A 16,204-nucleotide genomic window follows, 5' to 3' on the forward strand; every position below is an offset into this window, starting at 1 on the left:
TTCAAAGCGAAAATTCCCGACTGGAGATATTTGCAGGAGATTTTTTCATTAGATAGTTGGTGGTGGAATGGGGCAAAGAAACTCTGCGGGAACGTGCCGAATTAACCAAACATCATTGTCTGCTTGATAAAATATATGCCCCTGCGCATGCATCTCACTCGCTGCGATTCTCAATATGACAATATCACCGTGCCGCATACCCACTGACGCAGCAGTTTTGTTGTCGTGTGACAGATGTACAAAATGACGGTCTCCGGGGACTAAGCCTGCTTTGAGAATCGATTCCAAGAAACGTGTCGCAGTTCCATGGAACAACGTCGACGGCGGCGCTTTTTCTGTATGGGTAATTGTTACTGTTTTGGTTGAGTGGCCTTGTGCCGCGCGAATTTTCAGACCGTCATCAGAAATAGTGAATCGCTTCTTGTCACTTTCGCGAACTATATTTCGCAGAGTCATTGAGTCGAGAGGTTGGCCGGCCTGGTTGGAGCAGACCAGTAGCTTCTCTATTTCCGCCCAGCCTTCACTGTCTAGCACTAATCCAATGTCTTCAGGCTTATGCCGTAGGACATAACTTAGAAATTTACTGATAGCTGCGGAAGACATGTAACTACTCTTGCTGTTTATTGAACTAGTTTTAATCTTAGCTCGAAGGTAGTCGATTTATCAGTGATGCGGCAGGTGGAAGTAAACGCAATTTCTTCTCTGGTGCTTGAAGATTGCCGACCCTGGCAAAGGCAGGACTGTCGGTGAGGACAACATCACGGCCGGCAACAACATCACCATTGCCGCCACCGGCGGCGGGCAAGCCAGCAACCTGACCATACAGGGCAGCACCGTCGAAGCCGGCAAGGCCGTGCAACTCATCGCCGAAAACGAAGCCCGGCTTCTGGCCGCGCAAAACCTGGCCAGCGAACGCAGCACCAACAGCAGCAGCTCGGGCAGCGTCGGCGTGAGCTTTGGCACCGACGGCTTCCTCGTCAATGTCAGCGCCAGCAAAGGCAAGGGCCGCACCAACGGCGACGACACCAGCTACACCAACAGCCAGATCAAGGCCGGTGAAAAAGTCAGCCTGACCACAGGCGGCGACGCCACCCTGCAGGGCGCCGTGATCCGGGCCGAGCAGGTCAAGGCCGACATCGGCGGCAACCTCAACATCGCCTCATTGCAGGACAGCAGCACCTACACCAGCAGCCAGCAAAGCCTGGGCGGCTCACTGAGCGTGGGCGTCGGCAAGATCAGCGGCAGCCTCAGCGCTTCCAGCAGCAACATCAACTCCAACTTCCAGAGCGTTGCCGAACAAAGCGGCATCAAGGCCGGCAGCGGAGGCTTCCAGGTCAGCGTGGCGGGTAACACTGCCTTGCTGGGCAGCGTCATTGCCAGCGACACCCAGGCCGTCAATGCCCAGAAGAACAGCTTCAAGACCGGCGGCACCCTAAGCATCAGCGACATCCAGAACACCGCCAGCTACAAGGGCGAGTCAATCGGCATCAGCTTTGGCGGCGGCGCCACTGCCAAGACTGCCGGCATCAACGGCCTGGGCATAGGCATCGGCTCAGACAAGGGCGATGCCAGCAGTACCAGCAGCGCAGGTATCAGCGGTATTGCCGGCAATACCGCCGTCAGGAGCACGGATGCCGAGACCGGCCTTAAACCCATCTTTGACGCAGCCCGGGTACAGGCCGAGATCAATGCGCAGGTGCAAATTACGCAGGCGTTTACACGCGAAGCGCCCAAAGCGGCTGCCAGCTTTGCCGACAGCCAGGCCAAGAGCCTGCGAGATCAGATCAAGGAAACCATGACGCCGTCAGAAAAGACGGCCCTGATTCAGGAAGCCGAGAAGTGGGGAGAAGGCGGCATCTACCGGATCGCCCTTCACACGGCAGTAGGCGCGTTGGGCGGCGGCATGGACGGCGCCTTGGGCGCGGCTACCAGCGCCAGTTCAGCCAACCTGATGAACGCGTTCCAGGACAACCTGCAGTTAGGCCTGCAAACGGCAGGCTTGGGTGACGGCGTCTCCAAGAGCATTGCTCAAGTCGTTGCCGGGCTGACGGCCGCAGGCATTGGCGCTGCTGTGGGCGGAACTCAAGGGGCGGCCACTGCCTGGACTGTGGATGCCAACAATCGGCAGTTGCACTATACCGAGACCCAAAAGCTAGATGCAGCAAAAAGAGGAAAAACCACAGAGGAGAAACGCCGACTGGACGCCGCAGCGTGCGCACTTACCCGGTGTGCCGACGGCATTCCTGATAGTGACCCAAACTGGATCAAGCTCAACGACATGCAGCGAGTGGGTGAAACATACGCGGCGGAAAAAGCGATTCTCCAAAAAACAGGGGAGTTTATTTACACCAATCTTGACGGAATAAGAGATGGGCTGACACGAAATGGCGAAGTGGTTACACGCGTGGGAGGCGCGGTTAACCTCGGCGCTGGCGCCATCGGCACAGTTGGCGGCGGTGTGATTGCAGCGGGTGGTGCAGCATCATGCATTGAAACTTTGGGACTTGGCTGTGTAGCCGTCCCCATCGGGATTGGCATCGCTGGGGCGTCCAACCTCCAGATGCAGCAAGGGAATGCGGCAGCCTTTGGTGCCTACCGCTCAAACGAAGGTCAGCGTGTTCTGGACTCTTTCAACCTGGAAACATATCCTGGCGAGCGTGATCCGCTCATGCTCCTTGGAATTGATGCCGCCAAGTTCGGGCTCGCGTATCTGGGAGGAAAATATATTCCAAAGGCACTAGCCAAGGCCGAAGGAATAAGCGCAAGTCCGGGGGGGAGCATTGTTGGTGAAGTTGTCGCAACAACAAAACCACTAGCACTGCCGGCCCCAAAACCGGGTGAAGTGATTCCAAATGCAATGAGTGCGGAAGAAATTTCTCAGGCAGCCGATATCGTTGCATACAAGGGCGGAAGATTTGTGGGACAGCTGAGCCACAATACCCCGGGAATTGATGGCTGGTTAAATGGTGTCCCTGTTAGCCTAAAGGAAGTAACAGGAAATGGCATGACAGCAGTGCAGCGAAATATCGTTGATGGAACTAAGCAAATGGTTAACGCAAAGCAAATTGGCGATATGTACGTAGATGCCACCAAGACTGGCATATCAGTTCAAGACGTCACAAGCTGGGTCAAACCGGGGTCACCTGTCTCCAACATCCTGAACGAAGGTACCGTGGGCAACATCAATATTAAAACCATAAATGGATGGATAACATTGACTCGTTCTACGCTGACGACTAAGGGCACGCCATGAAAAGTTCTTTTGTCCAGATGGATGCCAATCCAACACAGGACGAATTAACGAGCGCCATAAAAAATGGCTTCTCCCGTTTCAAACAAAAGACGCCAACCTTGACGATGGAACTGGTTGGGCCAATTCACCGAGATCCTTATGTAAAGGGCGCGGCTGAAAATGAATGGTGCTGGGTTTCAATTTCTGAGCAGCCTATTGATGAAAGAATTCCCGACGCCAAGAAATACATGGGATCGGTGAGTACCCGAGGAGATGATTTATTTGCTGCTCTGGTGACTTATTCGCTGTGCAAAGAATTTGGCGATTCTGTTGATGACAATGCTGGTTACCTTGAGGCCGGAAAAGAGTTCACCCTTGCTGAGCTTGAGGCCGCGTTGCAAGCCAAGCTACGCGTTTGATGATTGATTCCCATAGCGACTTAAACCATTTAGACAGGTAATTTTCCAGCCGCCCTTGATCAGCTTGTATCAACTTTGAGGGTCAAGAAAATGCGGGACTCGGATAGGAATTCACCCTCGCCTCCGGCCAAGACATCAAGGTCCAGGGCTCCAGCGTGATTGGCGACACCGGCACCACCCTGGCCGCCGGCCGCAACATCGCCATCGAAGCGGCCACCAACACCAGCAGAAGCACGTCTTTCTTTGAGAAGAAGGAGTCGGGTTTCTTCCAGGAAGGCCTGTCTTACAACGCCAGCGAGCAGTCCAACGACAGGCAGGGCCGCAACACAACCGCAGCGGCCAGCACCGTGGGCGCACTGCAAGGCAACGTGGTCGCCGTCGCCAACAACAACTACCGCCAGGTCGGCAGCGACGTGATCTCACCGCAAGGCAATATCACCATCAGCGCCGCCAAGGTGGACATCGTGGAAGCCCGCGAAACCAGCCGCAGCACCACGGAAGATAAAACCTCCCAAAGCGGCTTTGGCGTCACCTTCAGCAACCCCGTGCTGTCGGCCATCGAAAGCGTGCAGCAAAGCGCCCAGGCCATCAGCAACGCCAGCAAGGTCAAGGACTCGCGCATACAGGCACTGGCCGCAGCCAGCACGGCACTCACGGCGTACAACACCTACAACCAGGTCGCAGCCCTGGTGAAGGACCCGGCCGCAGCAGCCAGCATCGGCGTAAACCTGAGCATCGGCTCCAGCAAGAGCCAGAGCAACACAGAGAACACCAGCAACACGGCCGTGGGCTCCAATGTTGCCGCTGGCGGCGACATCACCATCGCGGCCACTGGTGCAGGCTTGGACAGCAACCTCACGGTGCAAGGCAGCCGCATCAACGCCGGCGGTAGCGCCAGCCTCATGGCAGACAACCAGGTCAACCTGCTCGCCGCCATCAACACCGCCAGCGAGCGCAACAGCAACAGCAACTCGGGCGCCAGCCTGGGCATCGGCTTCAGCGTGGGCGCCAAAAGCGGCTTCAGCCTGAACGCCAGCGTCTCCAGCGGCAAGGGCGAAGGCAACGGCGACGAGATCCGCTACACCAACACCCAGGTGCAGGCCGGCAACACGCTGGTGATCGCCTCGGGCGGCGACACCAACCTCATAGGCGCGGTCGCAGCTGCCAAACAGGTCACCGTGCAAACCGGCGGCGACCTCATCATCCAGAGCCTGCAAGACCAGTCCGTCTACAAAGAAACGCAAAGCAGCGCCGGTGCTGGGGTGAGCCTGTGCATACCGCCCTTCTGCTATGGCTCCAGCAGCGGTAGCGTAAGCGGAGGCAAAAGCAACATCGACAGCAACTACCAAAGCGTTGGCGAGCAAAGCGCGATTCGCGCGGGCGATGGCGGCTTTAACGTTGCCGTGGGCGGTAACACGACCCTGGCTGGCGGGCAGATCACCAGCACCCAAAAGGCTGTGGACGACGGCAAGAACAGTTTCCAGGCCGGCGGTGTGTTGACGCTCACCGACATCCAGAACGTTGCCAGTTATGAAGGCAGCGGCTACCAACTGGGAGCGGGGCTGAGCGGAACCCTCGGCGACCAAAGCAGCCCAGGGGCGATAGCTGACATGCGTGACCGCGGCATGACCGATGCACAAATCGAACGGGCCAGCCACACCGTAACCCGCCCGGGCGGAGGCGCCGGTTATGGGCAGACCAGCGGCGACGCCAGCAGCACCACCACGGCAGGGATCAGCGGCATTGCAGGCAACACGGGCGCCCGAACCGGTGACGCTGAAACCAGCCTCAAGCCGATCTTTGATAGGGACAAGGTCAGGGCGAATATTGATGCGCAGATCGCTATTACTGCGGCGTTTGGGCGGTCTGCCAGCACGGCTTGGGGCGACTACGCGAATCAGCAACAAGCTGGCGCACCGGATGCCAAATCCGCCGCCTGTTGGGCTGAAGGGGGCGCCTGCCGGGTTGCCGGCCATATCCTGATCGGCGGATTGGGTGGCGGCGTAGGCGGCGCTGCAGGCGCCGGCGCCGCGGCACTTGCAGCAGACGAGATTAACAAGCTCACAGAGGACCTGCCCCCGGTCCTTAAAAACCTTGTGGGCGCGGGCATTGCCGCCAGTATTGGCGCAGCGGCCGGTGGTTTGACAGGGGCAGCTGCTGCGTTTAACGAAGACACCAACAACAGGCAGCTCAACCCCAACCAGATCAGCCGCATCCAGCAGCTGGCCAATGGCAGCAATGCGGCTGTGGCACGCCTGACGATAGCCGCCTGTGCGATTCGCCGGTGCGCAGATGGCGTGCCGCCCACCGATGCCAATTACCGCTTGCTGTCGGATATGCAAGCGGCTGGCGCCACCGACGAATATGCTGCAGAGCGCAGCACCTTGGCCCAACAAACCTATAGAGTCGGCACCAACCCAAGTAATCAGACGTCACCGCTGAAGCTGTTCAACGACTACAACGCCTCGGACAGCGCGGTGGATGCGTTTACCAGCAGCAACGGCGGCATTCGTACCATGGGACTGCTGCAGGCGCTGGGCGGGGCCGGGATGATAGTCGCGGGCACAGGTGCTTGTACGACCGGGTTCGGCTGCTTCCTGGGCGGTGCGGGTGCGACCTTTGGGTGGGATCAGGTCGTAACAGGTAGCAATACCGCTGCAACAGGCCAACCCACGCTTACGATGGGAGAGCAAGTTCTGCAAGGCATGGGCCTGAGCCCGCAAGCTGCTGCGCTGACTTATGCAGCACTGGGCCTTTCGCCGGCTGCGGTGGAAGGCGTACTGCTGAATCGGACCGTCAATGCACAGGCAGCAGCCTATGCGGCTGCGAGGGCCTCATATGAGCCGATTGCAAAATTTGGTGCGCAGGGTGTGAGCGTTACACCGCTGGTGATGCAGACGCCGCAAGCGCAGGCCTTAGTACGTGAGTACATGGCAGCGGGTATGGCGGAAGATATCGCATTGAGGCGTGCGGGAGAGTTGATTCAAACAGGAGCGGCACTGCCAATACCTGCCACTGTTGGCCAAGGATTTGAGCTTATTAAGGTCGTTCCTAAAACTACTACCGGTGGCGATGTGGTTTCTCCTTACTCTCCTTTCTTCGTAACTCGACAAGAATTTGACAATTTATCTCGGTTATCTGCAGCTCAGATCGCGCAACGCCTTGGTCTACCCGCAGAGCAGAGCGTTCGTGGTACGCAACTTGGCTTCGATGTATACGCCATGACACCCAGGCTTGATACTATGCCGAAGGTGTTTGTGAGTGAAGTTGCGCCAGTTCAGCAAGGTAGCTACGCGGCAACAGGTGGTGCACAGCAAGTACTCGTGCTTAATCGTACGACCTGGACTAACCCCGTAAAAATCGGAACAATTTCTGGAAATAACTGATGAACAAGGAAGAACTAAAACGTCGAGCTATCGTGCTGGAACAGGAATTGAGCGCAGTGTTAGATCAATCAGCCGATGTGGCTGCGTTTTCTGAGTACGAGCCTCTGGTAAGCGCTATTAGAAGAGCCAAGGCCGAAGACATTTCTGAACCTGAAGAGATACCAGGGATGCGCTATTGGATGTACGAGACAGATATTCCGAAATTTAACTCAGTTGAGTTAGCTTTTTCCCGCTTTAGTCTGTTGCTACGCGGTTGGGAAACTTGACTGTTTCCTTTGGGTCGACCAGTTAAACAGCATTGTCCGCTCCGCCAAAAGTGACCGATTTTGTTTCTTCCGTCGAAGCCAGTAGAGCCAAAACCTGTTCCTCCGCTGAGGGGTGTTGATTTCCATCACAACTTAAACCACTTAGACAGGTAATTTTCAGTCGGCCTTGACCCGCTTGGGTCTGGCTTCGCCGTTCAAAAAGAGGTGGAACTCGGAAAGGAGTTCACCTTTTGATGACCCTTTGTTCCTCAAAGCGCATGGATCAAGATTTGATGGAAAGACTGGGTCAACTAGCGGCGCAACTCAACAATCAAATAGGCCTCTAGCCTAGATGGGGCGTGCGCCAGCTGCTATAAATTCAATGGCATCACCAGCTACACCAACACCCAAGTCAAGGCTGGTGAAAAAGTCAGCCTGACCACGGGCGGAGACGCCACCCTGCAGGGTGCCGTGATCCGGGCCGAGCAGGTCAAGGCCGACATTGGCGGCAACCTCAACATCGCCTCATTGCAGGACAGCAGCACCTACACCAGCAGCCAGCAAAGCCTGGGCGGCTCACTGAGTGTGGGCGTCGGCAAGATCAGCGGCAGCATCAGCGCTTCCAGCAGCAATATCAACTCCAACTTCCAGAGCGTTGCCGAACAAAGCGGCATCAAGGCCGGAAGCGGCGGCTTCCAGGTCAGCGTGGCGGGCAACACTGCCAATGCCCAGGGTCCATCTTTTGGCGTCGACCGGAAAGGGCGTATTGCCACTGTGGCCTATTGTGGGACGGCGTCTTGTCCTACGCATAACGCAGATGCGGTAAACCGGGCATTTTTAAGCTGGCTGACTACCATTTATCCAGGTGTTACAAGCCGCTGTGTTCTTTAACGAGTGTTGCGGATTGTTCTTTCATTGCCAAGTCGGCTCACAAACCGCTTTTCCTGCAACCATGACTTCAAAGAACCCAACCGAGCTCCATTTTCTTTCCACCGGTATAGCCGGCCTGGACAATATTCTGGGCGGCGGCCTCATCAAAGACCGCATTTACCTGATCGAAGGTGAACCTGGCACCGGCAAGACCACCACCGGGCTGCAGTTTCTGGTCGAAGGCGCCCGGCGCGGTGAGTCGGTTGTCTACATCACGCTGGCCGAAACGGCCGCAGAACTGGGTGGTGTTGCCGAATCCCATGGCTGGGACATGGAGGGCATCCACATTCATGAGGTCCTTCCTTCCGAAAACCTGCTGACGCCGGAGGCCGAATACACCATGTTCCACCCCTCCGAGGTCGAGATGGGCACCACCACCCAAATGATCCTGTCTGTGATCGAGGAACGAAAACCGACCCGGGTGGTGATTGATTCCCTCTCCGAATTGCAATTGCTGGCCGATACGCCGCTGCGCTATCGCCGCCAGGTGCTGGCACTGAAGCAGTTTTTTGCCAGCCGTTCCTGCACCGTGATGCTGCTCGACGATCGCACCGCCGCCGGCATTGACCTTCAGGTGCGCTCCATTGCCCATGGCGTGATCACGCTGGACCAGTCCGTGAAGGACTACGGGGCCGAACGGCGCCGCGTGCGCGTGGTGAAGTACCGCGGCATCGCCTTTCGCGGCGGAATGCATGACTACGACATCCAGTACGGCGGCCTGTGCGTGTACCCGCGCCTGGTGGCGGCCGAGTCGCGCGTGATGGGCAGACGCGAGCAGCTCAAAAGCGGCCTCACCGAGCTCGACACCCTCCTTGGCGGCGGCCTGGAAGAGGGCACGAGCACCCTCATCGCCGGGCCTCCCGGTACCGGCAAGTCGTCGCTGGCGGCCCAGTTTGTCACTGCCGCGGCGCAGCGCGGGCAGACCAGCGCCATGTTCCTGTTTGAAGAAGCAGCCAACAATTTACTCAATCGCGCGGATGGCTTGGGGATGGAAATCCGCGAGCCCTATGAAGCGGGTGTGCTGAGCATTCAGCAGATCGACCCGGCCGAACTGTCCCCCGGGGAGTTCGCGTCGGTGGTGTGCCAGGCTGCCGACCGCGGCTGCAAAGTTGTCGTCATCGACAGCATCAACGGCTACCTCAACGCCATGCCGGATGAACGCTTCCTGACCACGCATTTGCACGAACTGCTGACGTACCTGGGCCAGCGTGGTGTGGTGACCATCCTGGTCGGCGTGCAGCAGGGCATGCTGGGCGGCCAGATGTCCACCGCGGTGGACGCCAGCTATCTGGCCGACAACGTGCTCATGCTGCGCTATTTCGAGCATGACGGCGAGGTCAAGCAGGCCGTATCGGTGTTCAAAAAGCGAGGCAGCCTCCACGAGCGCACCATCCGCGAATTCTCCATGTCCCGCAAGGGTATCCACGTAGGTGCGCCTCTGCGCGGCTTCCGCGGCATCCTGACGGGGGTGCCGGTTTATGTCGGTAACGATCCTGAAGTGGGTGGCGCCCGCGGAGCGAGATAGGTGGAGCGGCGAATCGTCATTTGTGCGCCTACAGGGCGGGACGCGGCGCTGACTGCCAAAGTGCTCCGGTCAGTGGGCATCCACAGCATTGTGTGCGCGAATACCGACGAGTTGATGACGCAATTGCCGCTGGGCGCCGGTGCCTTGTTGCTGGTGGAAGAAGTTGTCAGCGGTGTGGCCATGCGGCCACTGGCCGAATACGTGGCCTCACAGCCCACCTGGTCGGACATCCCCATCCTGCTTTTGACGCGTAGCGGCGCCGATTCGCTGGATGTGCAGCGGGCGGTCGAGCATCTGGGTAATGTGACGCTGGTGGAACGACCCGTGCGCACCATTGCCCTGATTACCGCCACCCGCTCGGCCGTGCGGGCACGCGAAAGGCAATACCAGGTGCGCGATGCCGACAAGCGCAAGGACGAGTTCCTGGCTACGCTCGCGCATGAACTGCGCAATCCGCTGGCGCCGATCCGCACGTCCATGGGCATCCTCAAGCATCTTTACCCGGATTCGGGCCAGATCACGCAGCTGCGCAATGTCGTGGACCGCCAGGTTGCTCACCTGACGCGATTGGTGGATGACCTGTTGGACGTGGCCCGCATCACCAGCGGCAAGGTCACCCTGAAAAGGGGGCAGATCACACTGCAATCAGTGATCAACCATGCGGTGGAGATTTCCGCTACCGCCATGGAAAGCAAGCAGCACCGGCTGGACGTGCAGGAGCCGGACGCACCGTATCTGCTGGATGCCGATCACGCACGCCTGGTGCAAAGCGTCGCCAACCTTCTGGTCAACGCCGCCAAGTTCACGCATCCAGGCGGGCATATCGTGCTGCGCGCGGAAGTCGAGGGGCCTGTGGTGACTTTCCGGGTCGCCGACAACGGGATCGGGCTTGAGGCGTCTTCTCTGGCAAAGATCTTTGACCTGTTTGCCCAGACGCCCGTGCCTGGCGAAGCGCCGACCGGCCTGGGGATCGGTCTGAGCCTGGCCAGGCAGTTTGCCGAGATGCACGGCGGCACTCTGCACGCCAACAGTGAAGGCCTGGGTCATGGCAGTGAGTTCGTCCTGGCGCTGCCGGTGGTTCTGGAGGGCGGGCAGCCTGCATCGCCTGTGCAAATGGCGGGCTCCGCCCGGTCCGGAAGTGCCAAAAAAATCCTGGTGGTGGACGACAACGTGGATGCGGCCAATACCTTGGGCGCTTTGCTTGGCATGGACGGGTTTGCGGTGACAACGGCGTATGACGGTGTGGCCGCCGTTGCCGCAGCCAAGGCCCACAGGCCGGACGTTATCGTCATGGACATCGGAATGCCCGGCATGAACGGGTACGACGCAGCACGCTTGATCCGCCAGCAGCCTGCCGCTGAAACCATGGTCCTTATTGCACTTACTGGTTGGGGACAGACAACAGACAAAGCCCTTGCCAGTTTGGCCGGGTTTAACCATCACCTGGTCAAACCGGTGGATTACGAAAGCCTGATGTCCTGCCTCGTTGCCTGATGTGGGTAAAAAGCAGCGGCCGGAATGCCGGGAATTAAAGCTCAAACCAGGGAAGTGGCGCCTGATTCGAGCTTGTCCTACACGCATTTCCTATCCCGCTGACGCATCGTGGCCAAGCGTGAACCTACAGTCAAAACCCAGCCACTCAAAGCCTTCATTGGCGCCGCCATGTTTCTAGACAGCTTTCCCCTGCATGAACCAGAAATCCGGGCAACCCGGCCTGTGCGCGAAGTCGCCATGGAAACGGGGAAATCCCGCAGTGCCTGGCCGTTCATCGTTACCGGCAACGGTTTTGGTGTGTCGCACGCTGCCCGTGATTCCCGGGGCGGAATGCCCTCAATGTCGGCATCCGTATTTCCCGCCACGGATCCCGGCAGCTTTGTTACCTGACGTTCAGCGACACGAAGGACACAAGATGGGCCTGAAAAAACGTACCGATCCAAAGAGTGATCGTGACCGCAAGAACGGGTCAGCCGCACGGCCTGACGCCATATCTGCCGACGAATACGGCAGAGAGGGCACCAACAAGACCATCGCGCAGCCCAAAGCCGACAACGCGCCGTCCGAAGAGTTGGGCAATACCCCGCATGTCGGGAAAAGCCCCTACACGCGGGGTTGAACCGCGGGGTTGATCTTCTGGATTAGCGAGGGGGAGGGACCTCTTGGGTCCTTAACTTTGCAGCGCGAAGCAAGCCTGCGCTGAAAGCCGCACAAGCTCGCTTCGTTCGGGGCCTTACAGGCCTGCAGCCGCGCGAAGCGTAGCTGCTTTGTCCGTCTTTTGGTCTGCGTTCACATTCGCGATGCGAATATGAACTTCGCCCGCATACCGATACCGCGCTACGCGCGGCGGCCTTACAGGCCGGCTGCCGCCCGAAGGGCCGCAGCTTTATCGGTACGCTCCCACGTAAATTCTGGCTCGTCGCGGCCGAAGTGGCCGTAGGCTGCCGTCTTTTCGTAGATGGGGCGCAGCAGGTCCAGCATCTGGATGATGCCCTTGGGGCGCAGGTCAAAGTGTTCATTGACGAGAGCCGAGAGTTTTTCGTCGGAAATCACGCCGGTGCCTTCGGTGTAGACCGTGACGTTCATGGGGCGGGCTACGCCGATGGCGTAAGCCACCTGGATCTGGCACTGGCGTGCCAGGCCCGCGGCCACAATATTTTTGGCTACATAACGGGCTGCGTAGGCGGCTGAGCGGTCTACCTTGCTAGGGTCTTTGCCGCTGAACGCGCCGCCGCCGTGCGGGCAGGCGCCGCCGTAGGTGTCGACGATGATCTTGCGGCCGGTCAGGCCGCAGTCGCCCTGCGGGCCGCCGATAACGAAGCGGCCGGTCGGATTGATCAGGTACTTGGTGTCCTTGAGCCACTCTTTGGGCAGTACCGGCTTGATGATCTCTTCAATGATGGCTTCGGTGAACGAGGCCTTCATTTTGTGCGCGGTTTCGCTCTGGTCAGGGCTGTGCTGGGTTGACAGCACCACAGTGTCGATGCTGTGCGGTTTGCCGTCCACATAGCGCATGGTCACCTGGCTCTTGGCGTCGGGGCGCAGGAAAGGCAGGCGTCCGTCCTTGCGCAGCTGGGCCTGGCGCTCGACCAGGCGGTGTGCGTAGTAAATCGGCGCAGGCATCAGGTCCGGGGTTTCGTCGCAGGCATAGCCGAACATAAGGCCCTGATCGCCGGCGCCGATGTTCAGGTGGTCGTCACTGGCATGGTCTACGCCCTGGGCGATGTCATTGGACTGCTTGTCGTAGCAGACCATGACTGCGCAGCCCTTGTAATCGATGCCGTATTCGGTGTTGTCGTAGCCGATGCGCTTGATGGTGTCGCGGGCGACCTGGATGTAGTCGACATGCGCGTTGGTGGTGATCTCGCCGGCCAGCACGACGAGGCCGGTGTTGGTCAGGGTTTCGGCGGCAACGCGGCTGCGCGGGTCCTGCTTGAAGATCGCGTCGAGGATTGCGTCGGAAATCTGGTCGGCGACCTTGTCGGGATGGCCTTCAGAGACGGATTCGGATGTAAAGAGAAAATCGTTCGCCATTGCGTACACTCCATGAAGTTTGTCGGCGCGTTGCCGGCTGGAATGCCTCGGCGAACGCTTTAGCAGTTTGGTTTAATGTCGCCCTGCAAGTAGTTCAGTAACTCGGCGACAGCTTGCATTATATGACGGCTGTTTTTTGGCCGGCGTAACCTTTCGATACCCCTTTCACCTGATTCATGCCCTGGTTGTTCCGCTTCTTTTCCCTCTGGCCGCTGGCCGCCCTGCATGCGCTGGGCGGCATGCTGGGCTGGCTGGTGTGGGGCTTGAGTCCGCGCTATCGCGCGCAGTTCAGGGCACATGTGGCCCAGGCCGGCCTCCCTTTTTCGCTGGCCCGGCCGGCGATTGCCGAGGCAGGACGTTTTATCGCCGAGCTGCCGAAACTGTGGATGCGGCCCGCCACTGAATCCTGCCTGGGCAATGTCCGTGTTGAAGGCCAGGTGCACGCGGAGCAGGCTTTTGCCGAAGGTCGTGGTGTGATTTTTTTCGGCCCCCATTGCGGCAGCTTTGAGCTGGGCCCGCAAGCATTGGCTGAGCTGTATGGGCCCATTACCGCAATTTACCGGCCCGCACGCAAGGCCTGGCTGGCCCGTCTGGAACGCCTGGCGCGTGACCGGGCTAACCTCACTGTCGTGCCCGCCTCCTTAAGCGGCATCCGCCTCATGCACAAAACCCTCAAGGCCAACCAGGCCGTAGCCTTGTTGACGGACCAAGTGCCGCCAGAGGGCCTGGGCGTGTGGGCGCCTTTTTTTGGCAAGCCGGCCTACACGATGACGCTGGCCGCGCGGCTGGCGTTGCAAAGCGGTGCGGTGCTGCTGCCCGTCAGTTGCGAGCGCCTGGCCCGCGGCAAAGGGTATTTCCTCAAGATATGGCCACCGGTGCAGGGGATGGACGCCTCTGATTCCGGCGCGCGCGCCGACCTGTTGCATGGGGTGACACAGATCAACCGGGCGATCGAAGCCATTGTGCTGAGCCAGCCGGGCCAGTATTTGTGGGGCTACGCACGCTACAAAACACCACGCAAGGAAACTCCCCTTTGAAGACTCCCCGTCAGTTGGCCAGCCGAGTCGTGACCCGCGGCGGCATTTTCTTTATGCGGGTGCTGGCGCTGCTGCCGCTTTCCTGGACGCGTGGCCTGGGCGTGCTGCTCGGCTGGATGTTGTATGCGGTGGTAGGCTCGCGCCGGCGCGTGGTGGCCACCAATTTCGCGCTGTGTTTCCCCGGTTATCCGGCCGCAGAACGGCGCCGCCTCACGGTGCTGACATTCGTCTTTTTTGCCCAGGCCTGGCTGGACCGCGCCTGGCTCTGGCATGCGCCCCAGGCCTGGGTGCAGCGGCGTGTTCAGGTGACGGGTGCCGTGCAGGAACTGGAGGGCAATGAGCCCACGGTGATATTCCTGCCGCATTTCGTCGGCCTGGATGCGGCATGGGCCGGTGTGGCGCTGCAGATGCCGCGGCCCTCGACCACCATTTACACCGACCAGTCGAACAAGCTGGTGGACCGCTGGATACTGCGGGGCCGGCGGCGTTTTGGCAACCTGCGGCTTTTTGGGCGGGGTGACGGCGTCAAGCCCATTGTGGCCGCGCTTCGGGAAGGGCAGCCGCTTTACCTGTTGCCCGACATGGACTTCGGCCCCGACGATTCAGTGTTCGTGCCTTTTTACGGCATACCCACCGCAACGGTCCCGTCTCTCTCGCGATTTGCACGCCTGGGCCGCGCCAAGGTGCTGCCCCTGTTGCCCCGGATCACTCCGACGGGCTATGAGGTGGAGGTGCTGCCTGCCTGGCCGGACTTCCCCAGCGATGACCCGGTGGCCGACACCGCGCGCATGAATGCGCAACTGCAGGACTACATCAACACCATGCCCGCCCAGTACTACTGGGTGCACAAGCGCTTTAAAACCCGGCCCGAAGGCGAGCCATCCCTGTATTGACGGCGGGCGGGTTGGGCCGAAATTTTAGGGGAATAGTCTTCCGGGCCAGGCGAAATCAGCGCGAACAGCTATTAAATCAATAGCAATTTAGCGCAAAAAATCCTCCAAGTGGGCCGCCACCAATGCGGGCTGCTCGTGCACGATCCAGTGGGTTGCACCTTCGATGCGGCGTAAATCCATCTGCGGCACGTAGTCGCCCAGGCCTTCCAGTAGCGCGGGCGGCAAGGCTGTATCGTCCAGGGCCCAGAGCACCAGCGTCGGCAGGTGAACTTCCAGCATGTCCCGTGGAATGCTCACTGCCGCGGCGGCCGGGTCGTTGTGCGGCGGCCCGGGCCGCGGCGGTCGCAAGGGCGAAGCACGGTAGTAATTGCAGGGGCCTGTCAGGCCCTGGCGCCAGATTTCGCGGTATTGGTCCTTGACGGCTTCGGTCAGCCAGGCGTGCGGCCCATCGGCTGCGCCCATCTTGGTAAAAAAATCCCAGAGCCGCCGAAAATCGTCTTCAGCCAGCAATGCTTCAGCATCCGGGCGGATCAGGAAGTTCATGTAGGCACTGGCGGCTTGCTGTGCCGGTGAATGCTGCAGTTCGCGCAAAAAGGTGCCGGGATGCGGCGAGTTGATGATGGCCAGCTTTTTCATCAGCGCGGGGTGGCCCGCGGCCAGGTTCCAGGCCACCGCGCCGCCCCAGTCGTGGGCCACAAGGCAAGCTAGTTGGCCACCCTCCAGCGCAATCAGCGCTGCGATGTCCTGCACCAGGTGTTTGGGCCGGTAGGCTGCCACGTCCAGTGGTGCGCTGGAATGTTCAAATCCGCGCAGGTTGGGTGCCACACACCGAAAACCGCCGTTTTCGGGCCGCGCAAAATGCTCCAGCAAGCCGTCCCAGACAAAAGCGGCTTCCGGAAAGCCGTGCAGGAACATCAGGACAGGGCGGCCTTTTTCACCTGCAGTCCGGCAGGACAAGGTGATGCCGTGGGGCAATGCATACAAGCGGGTGGCTATCATGTTGCTACTA

14 protein-coding genes and 1 pseudogene are annotated in these 16,204 nt (G+C 59.5%); 12 read left to right on the top strand and 3 right to left on the bottom strand.

What is annotated here, in order from left to right; all coding sequences use genetic code 11:
* Positions 1-48: 48 nt before the first annotated feature.
* Positions 49-603: an RNA 2'-phosphotransferase gene (locus AC1DVV_RS18810; protein WP_457282616.1), complete on the bottom strand. Its 555-nt coding sequence runs from the start codon at positions 601-603 to the stop codon at positions 49-51.
* A gap of 106 nt (positions 604-709) precedes the next feature.
* Between AC1DVV_RS18810 and AC1DVV_RS18815 the strand changes: the two genes are divergently transcribed.
* The 10 genes and pseudogenes from AC1DVV_RS18815 to AC1DVV_RS18860 all read left to right on the top strand — a co-directional run bounded on the left by AC1DVV_RS18815 (position 710) and on the right by AC1DVV_RS18860 (position 11,850).
* A complete protein-coding gene (locus AC1DVV_RS18815) occupies positions 710-3,253 on the top strand; it encodes a hemagglutinin repeat-containing protein (protein WP_477707235.1) in 2,544 nt (847 codons plus the stop codon).
* Complete coding sequence (locus AC1DVV_RS18820) at positions 3,250-3,651, top strand: hypothetical protein (protein ID WP_457279757.1); 402 nt, start codon at positions 3,250-3,252, stop codon at positions 3,649-3,651. Before AC1DVV_RS18815 ends, AC1DVV_RS18820 begins: the two co-directional genes overlap by 4 nt.
* Before the next feature lie 125 nt (positions 3,652-3,776).
* Positions 3,777-3,929, top strand: a pseudogene (locus tag AC1DVV_RS18825) (hemagglutinin repeat-containing protein); the annotation flags it as partial.
* Positions 3,930-4,115: 186 nt separating this feature from the next.
* Positions 4,116-7,037, top strand: a complete 2,922-nt coding sequence (locus AC1DVV_RS18830; protein WP_477702833.1) for a hemagglutinin repeat-containing protein — start codon at positions 4,116-4,118, stop codon at positions 7,035-7,037.
* The gene (locus tag AC1DVV_RS18835) at positions 7,037-7,303 is read left to right on the top strand and encodes a hypothetical protein (protein WP_477702832.1); all 267 of its coding nucleotides are present in this window, start codon (positions 7,037-7,039) and stop codon (positions 7,301-7,303) included. Before AC1DVV_RS18830 ends, AC1DVV_RS18835 begins: the two co-directional genes overlap by 1 nt.
* Positions 7,304-7,669: 366 nt before the next feature.
* Positions 7,670-8,173, top strand: a complete 504-nt coding sequence (locus AC1DVV_RS18840) for a hemagglutinin repeat-containing protein (RefSeq protein WP_477690046.1) — start codon at positions 7,670-7,672, stop codon at positions 8,171-8,173.
* A 61-nt stretch (positions 8,174-8,234) separates the two neighbouring features.
* Positions 8,235-9,737 (top strand): ATPase domain-containing protein, encoded by a 1,503-nt coding sequence (locus AC1DVV_RS18845; protein WP_457279753.1) that lies wholly within the window; start codon positions 8,235-8,237, stop codon positions 9,735-9,737.
* The gene (locus AC1DVV_RS18850) at positions 9,738-11,231 is read left to right on the top strand and encodes a hybrid sensor histidine kinase/response regulator (RefSeq protein WP_477707236.1); all 1,494 of its coding nucleotides are present in this window, start codon (positions 9,738-9,740) and stop codon (positions 11,229-11,231) included.
* Positions 11,232-11,339: 108 nt separating this feature from the next.
* On the top strand, positions 11,340-11,621 hold the full coding sequence (locus AC1DVV_RS18855) for a hypothetical protein (protein ID WP_457279751.1): 282 nt from the start codon (positions 11,340-11,342) through the stop codon (positions 11,619-11,621).
* Between the two features lie 25 nt (positions 11,622-11,646).
* Positions 11,647-11,850 carry a hypothetical protein gene (locus AC1DVV_RS18860; RefSeq protein ID WP_457279750.1) on the top strand — a complete coding sequence of 68 codons (204 nt, stop codon included), beginning with the start codon at positions 11,647-11,649 and terminating at the stop codon, positions 11,848-11,850.
* 233 nt (positions 11,851-12,083) lie between these two features.
* Here the strand turns inward: AC1DVV_RS18860 and metK are convergent, their stop codons facing one another.
* Positions 12,084-13,265: a methionine adenosyltransferase gene (metK, locus tag AC1DVV_RS18865; protein ID WP_457279749.1), complete on the bottom strand. Its 1,182-nt coding sequence runs from the start codon at positions 13,263-13,265 to the stop codon at positions 12,084-12,086.
* A 176-nt stretch (positions 13,266-13,441) separates the two neighbouring features.
* Between metK and AC1DVV_RS18870 the strand changes: the two genes are divergently transcribed.
* A complete protein-coding gene (locus AC1DVV_RS18870; RefSeq protein WP_457279748.1) occupies positions 13,442-14,302 on the top strand; it encodes a lysophospholipid acyltransferase family protein in 861 nt (286 codons plus the stop codon).
* On the top strand, positions 14,299-15,195 hold the full coding sequence (locus AC1DVV_RS18875) for a lysophospholipid acyltransferase family protein (RefSeq protein WP_457279747.1): 897 nt from the start codon (positions 14,299-14,301) through the stop codon (positions 15,193-15,195). Before AC1DVV_RS18870 ends, AC1DVV_RS18875 begins: the two co-directional genes overlap by 4 nt.
* 87 nt (positions 15,196-15,282) lie before the next feature.
* Here the strand turns inward: AC1DVV_RS18875 and AC1DVV_RS18880 are convergent, their stop codons facing one another.
* Positions 15,283-16,194: an alpha/beta fold hydrolase gene (locus tag AC1DVV_RS18880; protein ID WP_477690042.1), complete on the bottom strand. Its 912-nt coding sequence runs from the start codon at positions 16,192-16,194 to the stop codon at positions 15,283-15,285.
* Positions 16,195-16,204: the final 10 nt, after the last annotated feature.

It is taken from the genome of Polaromonas sp. P3_B4, assembly GCF_056402835.1.